Origin of the sequence: Streptomyces olindensis (genome assembly GCF_040645895.1) — a bacterium.
GTDB lineage: Bacteria > Actinomycetota > Actinomycetes > Streptomycetales > Streptomycetaceae > Streptomyces > Streptomyces olindensis.
In genome coordinates this window covers 1-21,135 of record NZ_JBEYZD010000099.1, presented here as the reverse complement: position 1 = coordinate 21,135, position 21,135 = coordinate 1, and the positions used below count along the sequence as shown (strand labels likewise).

The window sequence follows — 21,135 nt, the reverse complement described above, 5'->3', positions numbered from 1 at the left end:
CGGGTACGGTGCGCACAAGCGAGCCGGTCAGGCGCCTGCGTGGACATGCGCCGCCCACAGGCTCGGGCTTTCCTCGTAGCGTGCGCGACATGCGCGCACCGCGTGGTGCAGCGCCACGGCCGCGCGTCCGGTGTCCAGTGCGGGAGCGCCCGGCATCCGGGGCCCGGCCCTCAACCCGCTGTAGAACTCCTTGGCCACCCGCCGCGCCACCACGTCGTGCACCGGCCACAGCGTGCCGACGACATGCGGGTAGCCCGCCACCTGGAAGGCCGAGGTGATGTGGATCGCCTCGTCCGCCAGCGGGCCGGCCGTGCGGGAGGTCTCACACGCCGACAGCACCGCCAGCCGCGCCTCCGACAGGTCGAGACGCGAGATGTGGCGCACGGTCAGGGGTTGTTCGGCGTGGTCGTGCAGGAGCAGTCGGCCGGCCGACGGATCGGCCGGGTCGCTGACGCCGTGGCAGGCGAAGTGGGCGTACGGATGGCGGGGCAGCGCCGCGTACACGGCGTCGAAGGTGGCCTCGGGACCCGCCAGGCGTCGTGTCGGCAGCAGCGCGTGGAGCGCCTCCGCCTCGCGCTCCGCTCCGGGCAGCGGGTGCCGGTCGCCGGCCGCCTCGCTCTGCACGACGGTCAGCAACGAGCCCGCCGCAGCCACCGGGCGTCGCTCCCGAGCGCGGGCGTGGCGCAGGGCCCGCAGGGTCGGGATGTACGAGGAGACGACGCGGTCCAGGGCCGTGCGCTCCGGGTCGCCGCGGTGGCCGGCCGCGTGCAGCGGCAGGGCGGACAGCGCTCCGCCAGGTGACCACCACAAGCGCTGGAGCGGGCCCGAGGGCGGGGCGAGCGCGTCGAGCACCGGGCCGACCGCGCTGTCCCAGAGCCAGGCCAGCACTTCGTGCAGGACGCTCTGCGCGTCCCGCTCCTCGCCGGGCACGCGAGAGGCGGCGAGGGCGTCCCGGAACCGTGCCGCCTGCCGTGCCACGGCCGCTTCGCCGAGCGCGGGCAGCGCGAGGTGCCGCACGGGGCCGCCGGGGCCCGTGAGGACCAAGGCGTCACCACGCCGTGGTCCGCCGTACAGCAGAACGACGGGTCCCTGGTCGGCGCAGGTCATCAGCTCGTCGAGCGACGGCAGCGCCAGGAAGTCCGCGAACCCGGGCAGCCGGCGCACGCTCCTCAGCTCCTCCTCCCAGCGCGCGCCGAGCGCATGGCGTTCATCGGAGGTGCCGACGGTTGCGTGGGGACCGAGGGACACCTCGTCCAGGCGGTCGCGCAGGGTGGCGAGGCGGGCGGCGGCCGCGGGGTGGGCCGCGCGCAGTTCCGTCATCTCGCCGCGGGCCTCCAGGAGGTGGCCGAGGAGCGTGCCACGCCCCTGTTCCAGGAGTCGCACCGCCAGCCGCACGTCACCGGCGTCGACAGCGCAGGCGGCGGCGCGGGCGGCCAGGCCGCTCAGCCGGGCCAGTGTCCGCTGCTGATCGGCGCGGGCGAGATGGCGCGGGGCGACCCGCGGCAGCAACTCGACGGCGAGCCGGTAGGCCTCCAGGGCGGCGGTCGCTCCCTCGCACTCCACGGCCGCGTCACCCCAGGCGCGGGCGGTGGCCGCACGCTCAAGGGCAGGTGCCTCGACGGTGAGAGCGGCCCGGCGGTACCCGCGCACGGCCGCACGCAGGACGCCCGGGTCGCCGTCCCAGTCGTACAGCAGACACAGCGCGTCGGCGTGCTGGGCTTCGTGGAGCGCCCGTCGGCCTGGCCACCGCTCACCGGCGATCACCGCCCGGCCGAGTGCGGTGATCGCCTGCTCGGCGGCCGCTCGTTCCCCGGTGAGTTCCGCCTTGTGGAGCCAGGCTGCGCCCAGGCTCTGCAGCGTGCCGGCGAAGTCGGGGGAGTCGGGCGGCAGCAGGCTCACGGCCTCTTCGAGCAGGGTGACCGCTTCGGCGAGGTCGCTGTCCGCCTGCTCGCCCAGGTCGTCGGAGCGCGCCCGGACCATGAGGGCATTGGCCAAGATGTCGAGCCGGTCCGCTCGTACCACAGCTCCGTCCGGAGCGCGGCGCAGCGCGGCGCGGGCCGTCTCCGCGGCCTCGCGGGCGGTGTCACCGGCCTGGGGATCGTCCGCGGCCAGGCTCTGCAAGATCCCGCTCGCGTTCCTCAAGGCGGTGCTGTCACGAGCAAGTGGGCCGCCCGCACCCCGCAGCTCCCGGATGAGGACGGCGGATTCGCGGAGCGAGGCCAGATCCCCCGTGGCCAGATGGCGTCGGTGCAGGGCCAGGGCCAGATTGATGCGCGCCCCGTCGTGGTGTTCCTGCTCCGACGGGCGGCCGGCGAACCCGGCGACGGCCTGGCGCAGCAACTCGATCGCCTCGTCCAGCAGGCCCGGCTCGCCCGCCAGGAGCGAGTGCCGGTGCAGGACGTCGCCCAGCCGCATCAGCCGTTGGGGCCGGTCCGGGTGAGCGGGCGGTGTGCTGTCCAAGGCCATCCGCAGGGTGTCCGTGGCCTCGGCCAGCGCGTCGACACCGAGTTCACCGCGCTCGACCGCCATCCGCAGCAGCACCCCGAGGCAGCTCAGGAGCCCCCCGTGCTCGGGGTGCCCGGCCGGGGCGAGATCCAGCCCCTGCCGGCAGACGAGGATGCCCTCGACCGCCGCCCGCGGCACCCGCGCGTCCGCGGCGGCAGCCAGGCACTCGCCCAGACCGCGCAGCATCGCGGGCCGCTCAGGAGCGCCGGCCGGGAGACCCGCGACCGCCGCGCGGTGCAGATCCACGGCTTCCGTCAGGGCGGCCGGCTCGTCACCGGCCCGGTACCGGCGGAACCGGACCTCGGCGAGGTTGGCCACCACACGGGGCCGGAAACCGGGGTCACCGTCCGGCAGGGTCAGCGCCCGCCGCAGATCGGTCTCCGCGGTGGCCAGGTCGGACAGGCGGCCCGCCAGGCGGAAACGGTCGAGCAGCGCCAGAGCCCGGGTGTTCAGTACGGACATGAGTTGATCGCCCGCATCCGGCAGGGCCGCGGCACGGCAGAACACCTCGATGGCCTCGTCGAGTTCCCCCGGTGTGCCGGTCCGCTCGTGGCTGTCCATCAGCGCCTGCCCGAGCACGGCGAGGTCCTGCGCGGTGGGCGACCCGGCCGCGGTGGTGCGGCCCAGTACGAGGAGGCCGCCGAGATCGCGCGGGTCACCGGTCGCCGACCAGCGCAGAGTCAGAGCGGCCAGGAGATTGGTCCGGCAGGCGGTGTTCTCCGGACCGCCCCGGGGCGTCTCGCCCAGGCCCTGCCGGAGCAGACCGACGGCACGGTCCAGCGCGGAGCGCTCGCCGTGCTCCAGGTAGTGCGCGAGGAGGATCCCGCCCCGCCGTGCCGCATCGCTCACGTCTGTCCCCGTGGAAGTACCGGCGGCCCGGGGGTTCCGCGCACCCGGCCGGTCAGGTTCATTATCCTCGTGCGTAACCGACGCGGGACGCACGGTAGTTGACGAGGAGTGGGCCGGTGGCCGGACAGCACGAGCGGGAACGACGCGACGGACGCCTGGCGATGCTCTGCAGCCGCCTCGCCGCCCCCGAGAGGCCCCTCGCCGAGAACGCGGAACTGCGGACGCTCGTGGCGAACGTGGTGGCCGGAGTACGCGAGGGCAGGCCCTGGGAGGAGATCGACGAACAGCTCGACGACCTCGAGGAGCGGCTCCTCGTCACCGGCCACACAGCCGCCCTCGGCTCCTACCGCGGAGTCCCCGTATCCGGCGGCTCCGCCTACGAGCCGTTGCCGGGACTCGGAGGCGGGCGCGCCCTGCTGGAGGTGCGGACCTGCCCCCGCCGCCGCTGCACCCGCGTCGAGGCCCCGGCCGGAGCCCCGGCCACGGCGGAGCCGTCACGCTGTGCCGTGTTCGACGAGCCCCTCGGACTGCTCGACGTGACCCCGTGAGCCCCGCGTGAGCGCCTTCCTCGGCACACTGGGCGGGAAACTCGCCGAGCGCTGGAGCGCCCTGCTCGTCCTGCCCGGACTGCTGTACCTGGCGGTGCTGGCCGGCGCCATCGTGCTGGGCCGCGAGCGGTGGCACGACGTGGACCGGCTCCGCGACGTCCTCGACGAGTTGGCCGCAGCCCCCGCCGGCGACTCCCCCGGCGTCATCGTGCTCACGGCGGCGGCGGTGCTGGCCGGTGCCTTCGGAGTGGACCAGGCGGCCAGGGCCCTGGGCGCCGGACTCGAAGCACTGTGGCTGACCGAAGGCCGGTGGCCGCCGGCCCGCCACCTCACAGCCCGGCGGCTGCGGCGCTGGCGAGCGGCCGACGACGCCTTCCGGGAAGCCCTCGTGGCGGCGGGCCGCGCCCGGCTGACGGGAGACGCGGAGGCCACCGCCCTGTCCGAACGCGCGGCGCTGCTGAACGACGCACGCAACCGCATCGCCCTCGCCGCCCCCACCCGGCCGTTCCGGGCCGGGAACCGCCTGGCCGCCGTGGAGCAGCGCGTGTGGGAGCAGTACCGGCTCGACCTGGCCTCCGCCTGGCCCAGGCTGTGGCTGCTGGTGGAGGACGGCGCACGACTGGAACTCCACACGGCCCGCCAGACACTGGCCGCCGCCCACCGGCTCCAGGCCTGGGGAGTGCTGTACGGGGTGCTCACCGTGATCTGGTGGCCCGCGGCGGTGCTGGGAGCCGCGGCCGTCGCGGTGGGGATGCGCCGGGCACGCGTCGCGACGGACGTGCTCGCCGAACTCGTCGAGTCGGCCGTCGACCTGCGCGTCCGGACACTCGCCGCCGATCTGGGCCTCGACTGCACGGGACCGGCGGACCACGCCACGGGCGAGGCCCTGACCAGGGCCATGCGCAAGGGCACATGAGCAGGCCCGGCATCCCGCGCTGCCGCCGACGGGGTCTCCCGTATGCCGCCCACGGTGTTTCCCGTATGCCGCCGACGGTGTTTCACGTGAAACAGCACGGCGGGGCGGGAGACCCCGAGGTCGATCCTCGAGGCTCCCGCCCCGCCGTACCGGGGGCTCCGGTGACCGTCAGGAGCGGTCGTCGCGCCGGGCGGCCTCTTCCTCCGCCTCCTTGGCCTGGACCTCCGGATCCAGCGCCGACTGGCCACTGCCGTCCACGGCGGACAGCCGGCCGGACTCGGGGACCTCCGTCGCGGCGGGCGGTTCCACCAGCCAGTCCGGGTTCGCCTGCTTGTCCCACCACTTCCAGGCGGCGAAGGCACCGCCCGCGACGGCGCCCAGGATCACCAGCGTCTTCATGGCCTTACCGGCCCTGGCCCGCCGCTCATGCCTGCGGACCAGCCTCTGGATCTCCTTGGACGAGACCTGGCCGCGCAGTGCGGCCATCGCGGCCGCACTCCGAGCCGCGGCCTCGGTCGTGACCGGAACGGCCGCGGCCACCGCCTGCTCGATCCTCGGCCGGGAGTACTCCGCCGCCTGACGGGCGGCCTTGCGTGTGCGGACGGCGGCCTCGTGGGCGGCCTGGTCGACCTTCGGCGGCACATGCGTGCGGGCCTGCTCCAGATACGGCTGCACATGAGTGCCGTACTGGACGCGTGCCTGCCCGGCGGCCTGCGTCACCTTGGGCGCTAGCCGTACGCGTGCCTCGTGTGCGTAGTGCGCGGCCCTGTCCTTGGCCGTGTCGGCGTAGGGCGCCACCACTTCCGCGGCGTGCAGCACGCTGTCCTTCGCCGAACCGGTCGCGGCGCGCACGCTGTCGATGCGGGTCACGGGTTCCTCCTCCTCGGTGGCGTACGGTATTTCGACTTTCCACCCTTTTACGGATCATGCCTGCCCGGGCGCTCCGCGCCATGCGAGACGGGCATACGGGTGCCGATGGAGTTGATCGAGTACAAGAACGGATGAATAGGGGGCAACGTGAGCTTGTCGTCGACAATGCCACGGATCGCCGCCGCGCGCCCCCGCCCCGCGACTACTCGACTGGTTTTCCGCAGCCGTTCGGCCCGCTTTTCCTCCGGTGAACGGAGGTCGGGCGACGTGGAGCCCCGTCCATGCGAGGATCAGGGAGTCACGGAAAGACAACGGAAGGCAGATCGTGGCTGAGCAGCTCTACGCCACCCTGAAGACCAATCACGGCGACATCGAAGTCCGGCTTCTGCCGAACCACGCCCCCAAGACGGTCAAGAACTTCGTCGAGCTCGCCCAGGGCGAGCGGGAGTGGACGCACCCCGAGACCGGGAAGAAGTCCACGGACAAGCTCTACGACGGCACGGTCTTCCACCGGGTGATCAGCGGATTCATGATCCAGGGCGGTGACCCGCTGGGCAACGGCACCGGCGGCCCCGGCTACCAGTTCGAGGACGAGTTCCACCCGGACCTGCGCTTCGACAAGCCCTACCTGCTGGCGATGGCCAACGCCGGCCCCGGCACCAACGGCTCGCAGTTCTTCATCACCGTCGCCCCGACGGCCTGGCTGAACCGCAAGCACACCATCTTCGGCGAGGTCACCGACGCCGCCAGCCAGAAGGTCGTCGACACCATCGCCTCGACCCAGACCAACCCGCGCACCGACCGCCCGGTCAACGACGTCGTCATCGAGTCGGTCGTCGTCGAGACCCGCTGAGCGCGAAAGCTCCCACAGGGAACCAATCGCCCCGCTCATCCGTATGGATGAGCGGGGCGGGGCTTTGCCCACCATGGCTTCCACACGGCTTCCACCACGGCTTCCACCAGGACTTAGGGGATCTCATGGACGACCAGGCTGCGGGCAGCCCGCAGAACGCCCACAGCGTCCCCACGTGCTATCGCCACCCGGACCGTGAGACCGGCATCCGCTGCACCCGCTGCGAGCGGCCGATCTGCCCCGAATGCATGGTCAACGCCTCCGTCGGCTTCCAATGCCCCGAGTGCGTCCGCTCCGGCTCCGGCACCGGCCACGCGCCCACGGCCGCCATGCCCCGGACCATCGCCGGAGGCACCATCACGGCCGACCCCCGCCTCCTCACCAAGATCCTCATCGGCATCAACCTGGCGGTCTTCATCGCCGTCCAGGTCAACGAGTCGCTCCTCAACGACCTCGTCCTGCTCGGTGCCTGGCCACCCGCACCCTTCACCCCCACGCAGGGCGTGGCAGGCGGCGAGTGGTACCGCATGGTGACCTCGATGTTCACCCACCAGGAGATCTGGCACATCGCGTTCAACATGCTCAGCCTCTGGTGGCTCGGCGGCCCCCTCGAAGCAGCCCTCGGCCGCGTCCGTTACCTAGCCCTCTACTTCATCTCGGGTCTCGCGGGCAGCGCCCTGGCCTATCTGCTCGCCGCGCCGAACACCGCCACCCTCGGCGCCTCCGGCGCGATCTTCGGCCTCTTCGGTGCGACGGCCGTCCTGATGCGCCGGCTCAACTACGACATGCGGCCGATCATCGCGCTGCTGGTGATCAACCTGATCTTCACCTTCAGCCCGGGCTTCAACATCTCCTGGCAGGCCCACATCGGCGGCCTCGTCGCCGGCGTCGCCGTCGGATACGCCATGGTCCACGCCCCGCGCGAGCGACGCGCCCTGGTCCAGTACGGCACGTGCGCGCTGGTCCTGGCCGTGGTCGTGCTGTTGACCCTGCTGAGGACGGCCCAGCTCAGCTGAGCGCGACCGTTGTCCACAGCGGGTGGCGGATCTTGTGCACACTGTGCGGGAACACATGTGCCCCCTGTTACCGACCTACGTTTCCGCAGGTCAGGCAGGGGGCGAACAAGTTTTCGAGTTGCGGTACTTCCGTCATACCGGCGTCAACGCCCAGCGAGTTATCCACAGATCGTCGTTTCTTTTCCACCTGTGGACAGTGGCTGTGGATAACTCAGCGAACAACCCTGGGCAGAGCTGCGTTCACCTGCCGGTGACCGCTACTTCCACTGCGTCGAGACACCGAATCCGGCCGCGATGAAGCCGAAGCCCACCACGATGTTCCAGTTGCCCAGCGCGTCGATGGGCAGCGAGCCGTCGGTGACGTAGAAGACGACGATCCAGGCCAGACCGATGAGGAACATGGCCAGCATGACGGGCGCGACCCAGGCACGGCTGTTCAGCTTGATCGCGGTCGTCTGCTTCGACGGCGGCGGCGTGTAGTCGGCCTTCTTGCGGATACGTGACTTCGGCACGAGGGTCTCTCCTGTCGATGCGCTGCGTGGCCGCGCAGGTAACTGGGTCGGTCTCGGGGCAGCGTAAGGGGACTCCGATTGCTCCCCCGGGCGTCCGTTAGCGTAGTGCTTCCGCCGCGCCGAAGGAGATAAGGGTACGTTGAGCAATTCTGCCGACTCCCCCGGGACGGGATCCACCCCTGAGCGCGCGCGCCGTTTCCGGCCCGTCCGGATCCTCACGGCGGCCGTCTTCGCTCTCGCCGGGTTGATCTTCTTCACCAGCTTCGACACCGCCAAGGGCACCGACATCCGCACGGACGCCTCGCTGCTGAAGCTGTCCGACCTGATCCAGGAGCGCAGCCGGGAGAACGGCGAGCTGGACGAGACCAACGGGGCTCTGCGCAAGGACATAGAGGCGCTCGCCGAGCGGGACGACGGTTCCACCAAGGCGGAGGACGACAAGCTGGCGGCGCTGGAGAAGCGCGCGGGCACCCAGAAGCTCAAGGGCGATTCGCTGACGGTCACGCTCAACGACGCCCCGCCGGACGCCACCGCCAAGCTCCCGGGCTACCCCGAGCCGCAGCCCGACTACCTGGTCATCCACCAGCAGGACCTCCAGGCCGTGGTGAACGCGCTGTGGCAGGGCGGTGCCAAGGGCATCAAGGTCATGGACCAGCGGCTGATCTCCACCAGCGCGGTGCGCTGCGTCGGCAACACCCTGATCCTCCAGGGCCGCGTCTACTCGCCGCCGTACAAGATCACGGCGGTCGGTGACCCCGGGAAGCTGAAGAAGGCGCTCGCGGCCTCTCCGGCGATCCAGAACTACATGGTCTACGTCAACGTCTACGGGCTCGGCTGGAAAGTCGAGGAGAACGGCCCGGTGACTCTGCCCGGCTACTCGGGCACAGTGGATCTGCACTACGCGAAGCCCGTGGAGTAGGGCCCAGGCCGGGGGAGCCGCCGGTGCGTGTGATCGTCAGAACCGTCAGCGAACTCTGTATCACCGTCGGCAGTGTGATCGTGCTGTTCGTCGTCTATGTACTGTTCTGGACCGGTGTGAAGGCCGACGGTGTCATGGACGACCAGATCGAGCTGCTCCGCGAGGAGTGGTCGAAGCCCCGTCCGCCGGCCGGGTCCGCCGGGAGCCCTGCGAAGCCGGCGCCCTACGCCGAGGGCAGGCCCTTCGCGATCATGTACATCCCGCGTCTTGGTTTCACGTGGAACAAGCCGGTGCTCGAGGGCACCGCGACCGGCACCCTGAAGAAGGGCCTCGGGCACTACGCGGAGACCGCTCAGCTGGGGCAGAAGGGGAACTTCGCGGTCGCCGGCCACCGCCGCACCCACGGAGACCCCTTCAAGGACTTTCCCAGGCTGCGACGCGGTGACGCGGTGGTGCTGACCGACGGCACGACGTGGTTCACGTATCGGATCGACAAAGGCCCGTACAAAACAGTGCCCTCGGACATCGAGGTGATCGACCCTGTCCCACGTACATCCGGGTACACGCGTTCGGGCCGCTATCTGACGCTGACCACGTGCGAACCGGAATGGGGCCACAGTCACCGGCTGATCGTCTGGGCGCACCTGGACTCCACCCAGCCTGTGGAGGCAGGGAAACCTGAGGCGTTGCGCCGTTAGTCTGGTGGCTGTACGGCGTAGGTCTGGTGCCGTGGTACGACGGAAGGGACGGCATGTACGGCTGGATCTGGCGGCATCTGCCGGGGAACACGTGGGTGAGGGCGTTGATCTCACTCGCCCTGGTCGTGGCCGTGGTCTACGTGCTTTTCCAGTACGTCTTCCCGTGGGCGGAACCGCTGCTGCCCTTCAACGATGTGACGGTGGACAACCAGTGAGCGCGCGCATTCTCGTCGTGGACAACTACGACAGCTTCGTCTTCAACCTGGTCCAGTACCTGTACCAGCTGGGCGCCGAGTGCGAGGTCCTGCGCAACGACGAGGTCTCGACGGCGCACGCCCAGGACGGTTTCGACGGTGTCCTGCTCTCCCCTGGCCCGGGGACGCCGGAGGAGGCGGGCGTCTGCGTGGACATGGTCCGGCACTGCGCCGACACGGGTGTGCCGGTCTTCGGCGTCTGTCTGGGCATGCAGTCGATGCAGGTGGCGTACGGCGGTGTGGTGGACCGGGCGCCCGAGCTGCTGCACGGCAAGACCTCCCTGGTGGAGCACGGCGGCGGGGGTGTCTTCGCCGGCCTGCCCTCGCCCTTCACGGCGACGCGCTACCACTCGCTGGCCGCCGAGCCGGCGACGGTCCCGGCCGAGCTGGAGGTCACGGCCCGGACGCACGACGGCATCGTGATGGGCCTCAGGCACCGCGAACTGCCGGTGGAGGGCGTCCAGTTCCACCCCGAGTCGGTGCTGACCGAGCACGGACACCGGATGCTGGCCAACTGGCTGGTGGAGTGCGGCGACGAGGGCGCGGTGGCGAGGTCGGCCGGGCTCGCCCCGGTGGTGGGCAGGGCCACGGCGTGACGGCGCTGCGCCCCGAGCGCGAGTCCGACACCTCGTACGGGCAGCAGTCGTACGGGGTGCCGGGTGCGTTCGAGGACTGGTCGGACGCAGGGGCGTACGGTGCGTCTCCGCAGCCGGGAGCGCAGCCGCAGTCGTACCCGCCGGAGCCGCAGCGGCCGTCGCAGCGGCAGTCGCCGCCACAGCAGCCGCCGACGCAGTCGTACGAGCCGGTGCCGGAACCCCAGGCGCAGCCGTACGAGCCGCAGTCGTACGAGCCGCCGTACGAGTCGCAGCCGCCTCAGGCGGAGGCGGAGCCGTACGCGGCGTCCTACGAGCCCGTCCCGGAGGAGCCGTTGCTGCCTCCGGTCGACGAGGAGACGGTGGCGCTGCGGATACCGGATCCGCCGCCCGCGGCCGATGACTCCATACCGGGCTCTGCGGCCGCCGCCGGCTCGCGGAGCGACGGAGGGGCCCACGGGGGCCGGGCGGCCCGCAGGAAGGCCGCCAAACGCCGTCACGGGCGCCGTGGCGGCGCGCCGGACACCCGCCCGGCGGACGAGCCCCGGGCGCCGCTGTCGCGGGTCGAGGCGCGGCGGCAGGCGCGGGCGCGCAAGCCGGGCCCCGCGGTGGTCGCCAGCCGGGCCATAGGCGAGGTCTTCATCACGACCGGCGTGCTGATGCTGCTGTTCGTCACCTACCAGCTGTGGTGGACGAACGTGCGGGCGCACGCGCAGGCCGGCAAGGAGGCCAGCAGCCTCCAGGACGACTGGGCGAACGGCAAGCGCAACCCGGGGGCGTTCGAGCCGGGGCAGGGCTTCGCCATCCTGCACATCCCGAAGCTGGACGTGGTGGTGCCGATCGCGGAGGGCACCAGCAACAAGGGCGTCCTCGACCGGGGCATGGTCGGCCACTACGCCGAGGGTGCGCTGAAGACCGCGATGCCCAGTGACAAGACCGGGAACTTCGGGCTCGCGGGCCACCGGAACACCCACGGAGAACCGTTCCGGTACATCAACAGGCTCACGCCGGGCGATCCGATCGTCGTGGAGACGCAGGACGAGTACTACGTCTACAAGATGGCGTCGATCCTGCCGGTGACCCCGCCGAGCAACACGAGCGTCCTGAACCCGATCCCCGTGGGGTCGGGATTCACCGAGCCCGGCCGTTACATCACGCTGACCACGTGCACGCCGGAGTTCACCAGCAAGTACCGGATGATCGTCTGGGGCAAGATGGTCGAGGAACGGCCGCGCAGCAAGGGCAAGCCGGATGCGCTCGTCAGTTAAGGGCAGATGACCAGTGGCAGCGACCACCGACACGGACCACGAAGAGCACACCGGCGCGGCGTCGCGGCGGCCTGCGGCGCGCCGCAGGCCCGGACCGATCGCGCGGGCGGTCAGCGTCTTCGGGGAACTCCTCATCACCGCGGGCCTGGTCCTCGGCCTGTTCGTCGTCTACTCGCTGTGGTGGACGAACGTCGTCGCCGACCGTGCGGCCGGCAAGCAGGCCGACCGGGTCCGTGACGACTGGGCGCAGGGCCGGGGCGGGCCGGGGGCGCTGGACACGAAGAACGGCATCGGCTTCCTGCACGTGCCGGCGATGAGGAACGGCGAGGTCCTGGTCGAGAAGGGCACGTCGAACAAGATCCTCAACGACGGTGTGGCCGGCTACTACACCGAGCCCGTCAAGTCGGCCCTGCCCATGTCGGGGAAGAACGGCAACTTCTCCCTCGCCGCCCATCGCGACGGGCACGGGGCCAAGTTCCACAACATCGACAAGATCAAAAAGGGCGACCCGATCGTCTTCGAGACGAAGGACAAGTGGTACGTCTACAAGACCTACGCCATCCTTCCCGAGACCTCGAAGTACAACGTCAAGGTCCTCTCGGCGGTCCCCAAGGAGTCCGGCAGGAAGAAGCCGGGCCACTACATCACGCTGACGACGTGCACGCCGGTGTACACGAGCACGTACCGGTACATCGTGTGGGGCGAGCTGGAGCGGGTCGAGAAGGTGGACGCGGACCGGACGCCGCCGAAGGAACTGCGCTGAACGGCTTGCTCCCGAGACGCACGACAAAAAGGCAGAGCCTCCTCAGCCGTTGACCTCGACAGTCGTCGAGCAGCTCAGGAGGCCCAGCCGGATCGGCTGCTGTCAGCAGTGCACCGCGTTGGCGTTGACGGACGCGGCTGCCGTACGGGACGGGTTCCAGATCGTCCCGTCCACATGGATGCAGCGGCTGGCGGTACCCGTGACGGAGACCGGCCCGGCGTACGACGAGAAGTTGCCGCTGTCGTGGTCCTGCTGGTCGATCAGGCAGGTGCCACCCGGAGTGGTCCCGGCCCTGCACTTCCAGATGTTCACCACCATGAGCTTGGTGGTGCCGGTGCCCCAGTAGGTGTCGACGACCGCGGCGCAGTTGGTACCGCCGTTGGCGGTGCTGTAGTAGAGATTCAGGACCCCCCACTTGGTCCCGCCGTCGGTCTTGACCGAGTAGGTGTCGATCAGGTTCCCGCTGCACCCGTAGCCGGCGGCGCTGGCTGTCGGGGCGAAGGCGATCCCACCGACGAGCATCACGAACGCGGCCGAAAGTAGTGATATCGCTCTGCGCATGGATCTCTCCCCAAGATCTGCAGGCGGACGCGGATGCGCATCCGCTCTGCGGCAGCGACAACGTACTGGTGGCCCATGGGTCCCGCAAACGATCAATGTGGGAGAAGCAAAACAAAACTGACGGACCATCATGTGAGTAAGGTCACGGTGCGGAGTCGTCATCCGCACGGCTCGATACAGGAAGACCCCGGCACCTCTCCGGGTGCCGGGGTCGTCCGCCGAGGTCAGTCCTCGTCGCGGCCGGTGACGCCGCCGAAGATGCCGCCGTTGTTGCCGCCGCCGTTGTTGTTGCCGCCGTTGTTCCCGAAGCCGACGGTCTGCAGAGTGATCGTCGTGTTCGCCGGGTCGTCGACCTCGGTGTTGCCCTGTGGGTCCTGTCCGGCGACGATCGCGTTGTCGCTCTGGTCACTGCCGTTCGCGAACTGGATCTTCGTGAAGCCGAATCCCGCGAGCGTCTGCTTGGCCTGGCCGACCGTCTGGCCGACGACGCTCGGCACCGCGGTCTTCTGCTGTTCCTTCTTCTTGCCGATCTGGATGGCGACCGACGAGTTCTTGTCGACGGAGGTGCCGGCCTGCGGGGTGGTCGCGATGACCTTGCCCACCTGGTTGTCGTCGTCCGTCTCGACCTCGGTGCAGTTGCCGACCAGGTCGCTGGCCTGCATCTGCTGCTTGGCCGCGTCACAGCTCTGGCCGAGGACGTCCGGGACGGTGGACTTCGCTTCGGCCTTGGCGATGGTGAGGGTGATGGTGGAGCCCTTCTCCACCTCGGCGCCCAGTTCCGGGTCCTGCTCGAGGACGGTGCCGGGGTCCTCCGAGGACTCCTTGGCCTTCGTCTCGACCACGAACTGGTACTTGTCGCCCTCCAGCTTCGCCCTGGCGTCGTCGAGGCTTTCGCCGACGACGCTCGGCACCGCCACCTTCGGCGCTCCGGCCGACACCACCAGGGCGATGGTGTCGCCCTTCTGCACGTCCGTGCCGGCCTTCGGGTCCTGGGTGCAGATGTTGCCCTTGGCCTGGTTCTCGCAGGGCTTCTTCGAGAACGTCAGTTGCAGGTCGGAGTTGGTCGCGAGTTTCCGGGCGTTCTGTTCGGTCTCGCCGACGAAGTTGGGTGCCGGCAGGGTGTCGTCGCCCGCGCCGTTGCCGCTGAACGCCCACCGTCCGATCAGGATCGCTCCGACCAGCACGAGGATGCCCGCCACCACGAGCAGGATCGTCGAGGTGTTGGACTTGCGTTGCTGGCCGCGGCGCCGGTCGGGGCGGTCGTCGTAGCCGTAGCCGCCGTCGTCCGGGTTCATGGGGGGCAGCATCGACGTGGCGCCCGCGCCGGAGTCCGCGCGCAGGGCCGTCGTCGGCTGGTCGTCGGGGTAGCCGCCGTAGCCGACGGAGCCCATGGCGGCCGTGGCCGCGACCGGCTGGCCGTCCAGGCAGGCCTCGATGTCGGCGCGCATCTCGTCGGCCGACTGGTAGCGGTAGTCCGGGTCCTTGACGAGCGCCTTCAGCACGATCGCGTCCATCTCGGGCGTGATCTCGGGGTCGAAGACGCTCGGCGCCTGCGGTTCCTCCCGGACGTGCTGGTAGGCCACGGCCACCGGGGAGTCGCCGACGAAGGGCGGACGGACGGTCAGCAGCTCGTACAGCAGACAGCCCGTGGAATACAGGTCGGAGCGGGCGTCGACCTGCTCGCCCTTCGCCTGCTCCGGCGAGAGGTACTGGGCCGTGCCGATGACCGCCGCGGTCTGGGTCATCGTCATGCCGGAGTCGCCCATGGCCCGGGCGATGCCGAAGTCCATCACCTTGACCTGGCCGTTGCGCGTCAGCATGACGTTCGCGGGCTTGATGTCGCGGTGGACGATGCCGTTGCGGTGGGCGTACTCCAGGCCCTGGAGGATGCCGATGGTCATCTCCATGGCCCGCTCCGGCAGCAGCTTGCGGCCGCTGTGGAGGAGCTCACGGAGCGTGGAGCCGTCGACGTACTCCATCACGATGTACGGGATCGACACGTTGTCGATGTAGTCCTCGCCCGTGTCGTAGACCGCGACGATCGCGGGATGGTTGAGCGAGGCGGCCGACTGGGCCTCCCGGCGGAACCGGGCCTGGAAGGAAGGGTCGCGCGCGAGGTCCGCGCGCAGCGTCTTCACCGCCACGGTGCGGCCGAGGCGGGTGTCATGCGCGAGGTAGACCTCCGCCATGCCACCACGCCCGAGCACCTGGCCCAGTTCGTACCGGCCGCCGAGGCGACGCGGCTCTTCCATAGCTACCTACCAGCCCTCTCCGTCGGTCCCGACCGGAAGCTTGTACGGTCGGAGGCTGCCGTCCGGGCCTACCGTACCCGGCTTGTTTTGTGTGACCTGGCCAAGCCCGTCAGCCGATACAGGACCGGTATCGCAACGTGCACCGATGTGAAGCAGACGTGAGCGGGGTCACTTCTTGCTGTTGATGACCGCCTCCATCACGTTCCTCGCGATCGGTGCCGCGAGGCCGCCGCCGGAGATGTCGTCACGGACGGCGTTGTCGTCCTCGATCACGACCGCCACGGCGACCGGTGCGCTGCCGTCGGCGTCCTTGGCGTAGGAGATGAACCACGCGTAGGGGTTCTCGCTGTTGTCGACGCCGTGCTGGGCGGTACCGGTCTTGCCGCCGACCTTGACGCCGTCGATCTTGGCCCTGGAGCCCGTGCCCTTGTCGACGACCGTCTCCATCATCGACTGGAGGATCTGGGCGTTCTTCGCCGACAGCGGCTGGCTCATCTCCTCGGGCTCGGTCTTCTCGATGGTGTCGACGTTCGGGGCCTGGAGCTCGTCGACCATGTACGGCTTCATGAGGGTGCCGTTGTTGGCGACGGCCGAGGCGACCATGGCCATCTGCAGCGGGGTCGCGGCGGTGTTGAACTGGCCGATGGAGGAGAGCGCGGTCTGCGACGCGTTCATGTCGTCGGAGAACACCGACGCGCTGGAGCGGACCGGGGTGTACTGCTCCTCGGTGAAGCCGAACTTCTTGGCCATGTCCAGCATCTTGTCGTTGCCGAGGTCGGAGCCGATCTTGCCGAAGACGGTGTTGCAGGAGTACTGCAGCGCCACGCGCAGCGTCGCGTTCTTGCAGGGGATGTTGCCCTCGTTGGGCAGCTTGGTGGTGGTGCCCTCCATGACCCACGGGTCGGGCGAGTCGGTCTTCGCGTCCGGGTCCGTGTAGAGGCCGTCCTCCAGGGCGGCGGCCGCGGTGAGGACCTTGAAGGTCGAGCCGGGCGGGTACGTCTCGCGCAGGGCCCGGTTGAGCATCGGGTCGTCGGGGTTGTTCTTCTTGTCGAGCTTCTTCCAGGCCTCGGCGTCCTTGTCGCTGTTGCCCGCGATCGACGAGGGGTCGTACGACGGGAAGGAGGCCAGCGCCAGGATCTTGCCGGTGGACGGCTCCAGCGCCACCACCGCGCCCTTGCCGCCCTGCTTCTTCAGGCCGTTGTAGGCGGCCTTCTGCGCGTCGGCGTTGAGCGTCGTGACGACGTTGCCGCCTTCCTTCTTCTTGCCCGTGAGCATGTCGAGCGTGTTGCGGAAGAAGAGCCGGTCGTCGTTGCCGGTGAGGATGCCGTCCTCGATGGACTCCAGCTGGTTGGCGCCGAAGGCCTGCGAGACGAAGCCGGTGACGGGCGCCCACATGGGGCCGTCCTTGTAGGTGCGCTTGTACTTGAAGTCGCCCGAGGTGGTCGTCGCGTGCCCGGTGATGGGGTCGCCGCCGACGATGATGTCGCCGCGCGGTGAGGCGTAGCGCTCGATGGAGACGCGGCGGTTCTTGGTGTCGGTCCTCAGCTCGTCGGCCTTGACGTACTGGATCCAGTTGTCGCGGATCAGCAGTGCCAGGACGAGCAGACCGCAGAAGATCGCGATCCGGCGCAGGGGCTTGTTCATGACGGGCGGACCACCTGGGTCATCTCGGCGTCGGGGTTGGCGGCGGGAGCGGGGGCCGGGCGTCGGGCGGTGTCGCTGATGCGCAGCAGGATGCCGATCAACGCCCAGTTGGCGATCACGGAGGAACCGCCGTAGGCCACGAACGGCAGCGTCATGCCGGTCAGCGGGATGAGACCCATGACACCGCCGGCGACGACGAAGACCTGGAGGCCGAAGGCGCCGGACAGGCCGATGGCCAGCAGCTTGCCGAACGGGTCGCGGGCCGCGAGCGCCGTGCGCACGCCCCTTTCGATGATCAGGCCGTAGAGGAGCAGGATCGCCATGACGCCGGCCAGACCGAGCTCCTCGCCGAAGGTGGCGAGGATGAAGTCGGAGTTGGCGGCGAAGCCGATGAGGTCGGAGTTGCCCTGGCCGAGACCGGTGCCGAGGGTGCCGCCGGAGCCGAAGGCCCACAGGGCCTGCATGGCCTGCTCGGAGTGGACGACGCCGTCCTGGACGCCGGCGCGGGAGAGCTCGAACTCGCGCATCGGGTCGAGCCAGGCCTGCACACGGGTCTGGATGTGCGGCTCGAAGCTCGCCACGCCGACGGCGCCGACGGCGGACATCAGCAGACCGAAGACGATCCAGCTGGTCCGCTCGGTGGCGACGTACAGCATGATGACGAACATCCCGAAGAACAGCAGGGACGTACCGAGGTCGGTCTCGAAGACCAGGATGAGGATCGAGATGACCCAGACCACGAGGATCGGGCCGAGGTCGCGGCCGCGGGGCAGGTACAGGCCCATGAAGCGGCGGCTGGCGAGGGCCAGCGCGTCTCGTTTCACCATGAGGTAGCCGGCGAAGAAGACCGCGAGGACGATCTTGGCGAATTCACCGGGCTGCAGGGTGCCGAGGCCGGGGATCTTGATCCAGATCTTGGCGCCGTAGATGTTCGCGCCGAGGCCCGGCACGAGCGGCAGGATCAGCAGGAACAGCGCTCCGGCCATGGAGATGTAGGTGTAGCGCTGCAGGACGCGGTGGTCCTTGAGGAAGATCAGTACGACGGCCAGCAGGGCCACGCCCATCGCCGAGTACAGCAGCTGGCGCGGCGCGGCCTCGGCGTAGTTGCTGAGCCGCTTGGACTGGTCCAGGCGCCAGATGACGACCAGTCCGAGTCCGTTCAGCAGCGTCGCGAGCGGCAGCATCAGCGGGTCCGCGTACGGGGCGAACTTCCGTACGACGAGGTGGCCGACGCCCGCGAGCAGGCCGAGTCCGAGGCCGTAGCTCAGCAGGCCGGGCGGCACCGAGTCGTTCAGGGCCAGCCCGACGTTGGCATAGGCGAAGACCGGGATGACGACGGCGAACACCAGCAGAGCCAGTTCGGTGTTGCGTCGGCTCGGGGCGCCGATCGCGCCGATCGTGGACGTGTGGTGCGTCGGCGAGTTCGTAGTACTGCTCATCGTGTGACGGGGCCTCTCACGGCTTGCCTACTGCTTACCGCACAGCGAGACGACCTTCTGCTCTTCCTCCGAGAGGCTGGGGCCGGGGCTGGGAGTGGGTGCGGTCGTGGTCGGGGGCGAGGACTTCTCAGGCGCCGACGGCGAGCCCGACGGGTTCGACGGGTTCGGCGTCGGTGTGGCCTTGGACGTGAAGGAGGCGGGAGTGGTTCCCGTGGTGCCGCCGGCCTCGCCCTCGCCGGTCTTGGCGTTGTTCCGGCTCTCGGCCTCGCGCCGCTGCGCTTCCTTCTTGCACGCGGAGGCCTGCACCGACAGTTCCTGGATCTTCGCCTGGGCGTTCTTCAGCCCGCCCTCGGCGATGGTCGCCTTGACCAGCTTCTGCTGGTAGGGCGGCAGGTACTTGAGTTCGATCTCGGGGTGGTCCTTCTCGACCTTCGAGAGCGAGACCCAGGCCAGGTCCTGGCTGATGCCCCGGTACAGCGCGACGTGCTCGTCCTGGGCGCCGACGTAGTACTGCGTCTGCGTCCAGCGCCAGCCGCCGTACAGTCCGCCGCCGATGACGGCGAGCGCGAGGGCGCCGTAGAAGGATCTCTTCAGCCAGCGGCCCTTCTTGCGCGGCTTGACGAAGTCGTCGTCGCCGTAGCCGAAGCCCGTCGCCGGGATGTAGCCGGTGGTGTCGCCGGAGCCGGGCGGGCCGAATTCGCCGCCCCCGCCGCCGTGCCCCTGGCGGCCGAGCCCGGAGGCGCGGCCGGCGGGGGTCTGCATGATGCCGTTGTCGTGCAGCTGGTGCTGGTTCTCGGCGACGGCGCCGACGACGACCGGGGTGTCGGAGAGCTGCCCGGCGAGGGTGTCGCCGGTGTCGAGGTCGAGGACGTCGGCGACGATGACGGTGATGTTGTCCGGGCCGCCGCCGCGCAGGGCCAGCTCGATGAGGTTCTGGACGGTCTCCTGGGGACCCTGGTAGCTGGCGAGGGTGTCCTCCAGGGTCTGGTGGGACACCACGCCGGACAGGCCGTCGGAGCAGATCAGGTAGCGGTCGCCGGCGCGGACCTCGCGGATGGAGAGGTCCGGCTCGACGTGGTCGCCGGAGCCGAGCGCGCGCATCAGGAGCGAGCGCTGCGGGTGGGTGGTGGCCTCTTCCTCGGTGATGCGGCCCTCGTCGACCAGGCGCTGCACCCAGGTGTGGTCCTGCGTGATCTGGGTGAGCACGCCGTCGCGGAGCAGGTACGCGCGGGAGTCGCCGACGTGCACCAGGCCGAGGCGCTGGCCGGTCCACAGCAGCGCGGTGAGGGTGGTCCCCATGCCCTCCAGCTGGGGGTCCTCCTCGACCATGGAGCGCAGCTGGTCGTTGGCGCGCTGGACCGCCGTGCCGAGCGAGGTGAGGATGTCGGAGCCGGGGACGTCGTCGTCGAGGGCGACGATGGTGGAGATGGCCTCGGAGGAGGCGACCTCGCCGGCGGCGGCGCCGCCCATGCCGTCGGCGATGGCGAGCAGCCGTGGGCCGGCGTATCCGGAGTCCTCGTTGCCCTCCCGGATCATGCCCTTGTGCGATCCGGCCGCGAAGCGCAGTGACAGACTCATGCGCACCTCGCCTGTCGGCTCCGGGTACAGCCGGTCGTGTCGAGCCACACTGCCCACCCTCCGGTCGGGAGCGCGCCGGGGCCCGGGGTGGGGCCCGCCACTGCGTGCTCGCTCCGCTCGCTCATTGTCGTACTACTTCCGCAGCTCGATGACGGTCTTGCCGATGCGGATCGGCGCGCCCAGCGCAATCGGTGTGGGAGTCGTCAGCCGGGTCCGGTCCAGGTACGTGCCGTTGGTGGAGCCGAGGTCCTCGACGATCCACTGGCCGTCGCGGTCCGGGTAGATCCTGGCATGGCGGCTGGAGGCGTAGTCGTCGTCCAGCACGATCGTCGAGTCGTGCGCCCGGCCCAGGGTGATGGTCTGGCCCTGCAGCGCGACCGTCGTGCCGGTGAGGGTGCCCTCGGTCACGACCAGCTTGGTGGGGGCGTTGCGGCCGCGCCGGCCGCCGGTGGCCTGCTGGCGCTGCTGCGGCGGCGCCTGGCGGGCGGCCTGCTGCTGGCGACCGGCCTCGCGGCGCGATCCGCGCTGGGTGACGCGCGTACCGAACAGGTCGCTCCGGATGACCTGCACGGCCACGATCACGAACAGCCACAGAACGGCCAGGAACCCCAGCCGCATGACCGTGAGGGTCAGCTCTGACATTGCCCCCGCTTCACCCTTCGGCTTGCCTATAGATAACGGTGGTACTGCCCACGACGATCCGCGAGCCGTCGCGGAGCGTAGCGCGGGTGGTGTGCTGCCCGTCCACCACGATGCCGTTGGTGGATCCGAGATCCTGGATCGTCGAGGGCGTTCCGGTCCGGATCTCGCAGTGCCGGCGGGAGACGCCGGGGTCGTCGATCCGCACGTCGGCGTCGGTGCTGCGGCCCAGCACGAGCGTCGGGCGGGAGATCTGGTGGCGGGTGCCGTTGATCTCGATCCAGTGGCGGGTGCGTCCGCCGGAGGCCGGGGCGGCCGGGGGCCGCTGGCCGCTCGCGGCCGGCGGGTAGCCGTAGCCGCCGGGGCGGCCGCCGGGCGGCGGCGCGGCGGGCATGGGCGGGGCGCCCGCGGGCGCGGCGGCCGGCGGGTAGCCGTAGCCACCCGGGCGTCCGGCCGGC

The 21,135-nt window shown here is 70.3% G+C and carries 20 protein-coding genes; 10 read left to right on the top strand and 10 right to left on the bottom strand.

What is annotated here, in order from left to right:
* Window positions 1-27 precede the first annotated feature (27 nt).
* On the bottom strand, window positions 28-3,354 hold the full coding sequence (locus ABZ948_RS37525) for a CHAT domain-containing protein (protein ID WP_359767381.1): 3,327 nt from the start codon (window positions 3,352-3,354) through the stop codon (window positions 28-30).
* Between the two features lie 116 nt (window positions 3,355-3,470).
* Between ABZ948_RS37525 and ABZ948_RS37520 the strand changes: the two genes are divergently transcribed.
* Together ABZ948_RS37520 and ABZ948_RS37515 are read left to right on the top strand one after the other, a co-directional pair.
* A complete protein-coding gene (locus tag ABZ948_RS37520) occupies window positions 3,471-3,902 on the top strand; it encodes a hypothetical protein (RefSeq protein ID WP_359767379.1) in 432 nt (143 codons plus the stop codon).
* 7 nt (window positions 3,903-3,909) lie between these two features.
* The gene (locus ABZ948_RS37515; protein ID WP_359767377.1) at window positions 3,910-4,818 is read left to right on the top strand and encodes a hypothetical protein; all 909 of its coding nucleotides are present in this window, start codon (window positions 3,910-3,912) and stop codon (window positions 4,816-4,818) included.
* Window positions 4,819-4,986: 168 nt separating this feature from the next.
* On the opposite strand, the gene ABZ948_RS37510 is transcribed toward ABZ948_RS37515, so the two are convergent.
* Window positions 4,987-5,688, bottom strand: coding sequence for a DUF5324 family protein (locus tag ABZ948_RS37510; RefSeq protein WP_359767375.1), 702 nt, complete (start codon window positions 5,686-5,688; stop codon window positions 4,987-4,989).
* A 325-nt stretch (window positions 5,689-6,013) separates the two neighbouring features.
* Between ABZ948_RS37510 and ABZ948_RS37505 the strand changes: the two genes are divergently transcribed.
* Together ABZ948_RS37505 and ABZ948_RS37500 are read left to right on the top strand one after the other, a co-directional pair.
* Window positions 6,014-6,541, top strand: a complete 528-nt coding sequence (locus ABZ948_RS37505; protein ID WP_031115160.1) for a peptidylprolyl isomerase — start codon at window positions 6,014-6,016, stop codon at window positions 6,539-6,541.
* A gap of 125 nt (window positions 6,542-6,666) precedes the next feature.
* Entirely contained in the window at window positions 6,667-7,557 is an 891-nt protein-coding gene (locus ABZ948_RS37500) for a rhomboid family intramembrane serine protease (RefSeq protein ID WP_359767373.1), read from the top strand.
* A 257-nt stretch (window positions 7,558-7,814) separates the two neighbouring features.
* Here the strand turns inward: ABZ948_RS37500 and crgA are convergent, their stop codons facing one another.
* Window positions 7,815-8,069: a cell division protein CrgA gene (crgA, locus tag ABZ948_RS37495; protein WP_359767371.1), complete on the bottom strand. Its 255-nt coding sequence runs from the start codon at window positions 8,067-8,069 to the stop codon at window positions 7,815-7,817.
* Between the two features lie 139 nt (window positions 8,070-8,208).
* Here crgA and ABZ948_RS37490 point away from each other — a divergent pair, with 139 nt between their 5' ends.
* The 6 genes from ABZ948_RS37490 to ABZ948_RS37465 are packed head-to-tail and all read left to right on the top strand — an operon-like array spanning window position 8,209 to window position 12,564.
* Window positions 8,209-8,988 (top strand): DUF881 domain-containing protein, encoded by a 780-nt coding sequence (locus ABZ948_RS37490; RefSeq protein WP_359767369.1) that lies wholly within the window; start codon window positions 8,209-8,211, stop codon window positions 8,986-8,988.
* 23 nt (window positions 8,989-9,011) lie between these two features.
* Entirely contained in the window at window positions 9,012-9,686 is a 675-nt protein-coding gene (locus tag ABZ948_RS37485) for a class E sortase (RefSeq protein ID WP_359767367.1), read from the top strand.
* A gap of 53 nt (window positions 9,687-9,739) precedes the next feature.
* Window positions 9,740-9,901 (top strand): hypothetical protein, encoded by a 162-nt coding sequence (locus ABZ948_RS37480; protein WP_037759996.1) that lies wholly within the window; start codon window positions 9,740-9,742, stop codon window positions 9,899-9,901.
* Complete coding sequence (locus ABZ948_RS37475; RefSeq protein WP_359767365.1) at window positions 9,898-10,536, top strand: aminodeoxychorismate/anthranilate synthase component II; 639 nt, start codon at window positions 9,898-9,900, stop codon at window positions 10,534-10,536. The genes ABZ948_RS37480 and ABZ948_RS37475 overlap by 4 nt, the downstream gene beginning before the upstream one ends.
* Window positions 10,533-11,801: a class E sortase gene (locus tag ABZ948_RS37470; RefSeq protein WP_359767363.1), complete on the top strand. Its 1,269-nt coding sequence runs from the start codon at window positions 10,533-10,535 to the stop codon at window positions 11,799-11,801. Before ABZ948_RS37475 ends, ABZ948_RS37470 begins: the two co-directional genes overlap by 4 nt.
* A gap of 13 nt (window positions 11,802-11,814) precedes the next feature.
* Window positions 11,815-12,564, top strand: a complete 750-nt coding sequence (locus tag ABZ948_RS37465; RefSeq protein WP_359767361.1) for a class E sortase — start codon at window positions 11,815-11,817, stop codon at window positions 12,562-12,564.
* Between the two features lie 102 nt (window positions 12,565-12,666).
* Here the strand turns inward: ABZ948_RS37465 and ABZ948_RS37460 are convergent, their stop codons facing one another.
* The 7 genes from ABZ948_RS37460 to ABZ948_RS37430 all read right to left on the bottom strand — a co-directional run.
* Window positions 12,667-13,125, bottom strand: coding sequence for a hypothetical protein (locus ABZ948_RS37460; RefSeq protein WP_359767359.1), 459 nt, complete (start codon window positions 13,123-13,125; stop codon window positions 12,667-12,669).
* A gap of 224 nt (window positions 13,126-13,349) precedes the next feature.
* The gene (gene pknB, locus ABZ948_RS37455) at window positions 13,350-15,377 is read right to left on the bottom strand and encodes a Stk1 family PASTA domain-containing Ser/Thr kinase (RefSeq protein ID WP_359767357.1); all 2,028 of its coding nucleotides are present in this window, start codon (window positions 15,375-15,377) and stop codon (window positions 13,350-13,352) included.
* Between the two features lie 168 nt (window positions 15,378-15,545).
* A complete protein-coding gene (locus tag ABZ948_RS37450; protein ID WP_359767355.1) occupies window positions 15,546-17,021 on the bottom strand; it encodes a peptidoglycan D,D-transpeptidase FtsI family protein in 1,476 nt (491 codons plus the stop codon).
* The gene (locus ABZ948_RS37445; protein WP_037759983.1) at window positions 17,018-18,460 is read right to left on the bottom strand and encodes an FtsW/RodA/SpoVE family cell cycle protein; all 1,443 of its coding nucleotides are present in this window, start codon (window positions 18,458-18,460) and stop codon (window positions 17,018-17,020) included. Before ABZ948_RS37445 ends, ABZ948_RS37450 begins: the two co-directional genes overlap by 4 nt.
* A 27-nt stretch (window positions 18,461-18,487) precedes the next feature.
* On the bottom strand, window positions 18,488-20,038 hold the full coding sequence (locus ABZ948_RS37440; protein WP_359767352.1) for a Stp1/IreP family PP2C-type Ser/Thr phosphatase: 1,551 nt from the start codon (window positions 20,036-20,038) through the stop codon (window positions 18,488-18,490).
* 132 nt (window positions 20,039-20,170) lie between these two features.
* Window positions 20,171-20,680 (bottom strand): FHA domain-containing protein FhaB/FipA, encoded by a 510-nt coding sequence (locus ABZ948_RS37435; protein ID WP_037759980.1) that lies wholly within the window; start codon window positions 20,678-20,680, stop codon window positions 20,171-20,173.
* A 10-nt stretch (window positions 20,681-20,690) separates the two neighbouring features.
* Window positions 20,691-21,135 (bottom strand): FHA domain-containing protein (locus ABZ948_RS37430; RefSeq protein ID WP_359767350.1); only part of this gene is annotated, 445 nt, incomplete at its 5' end.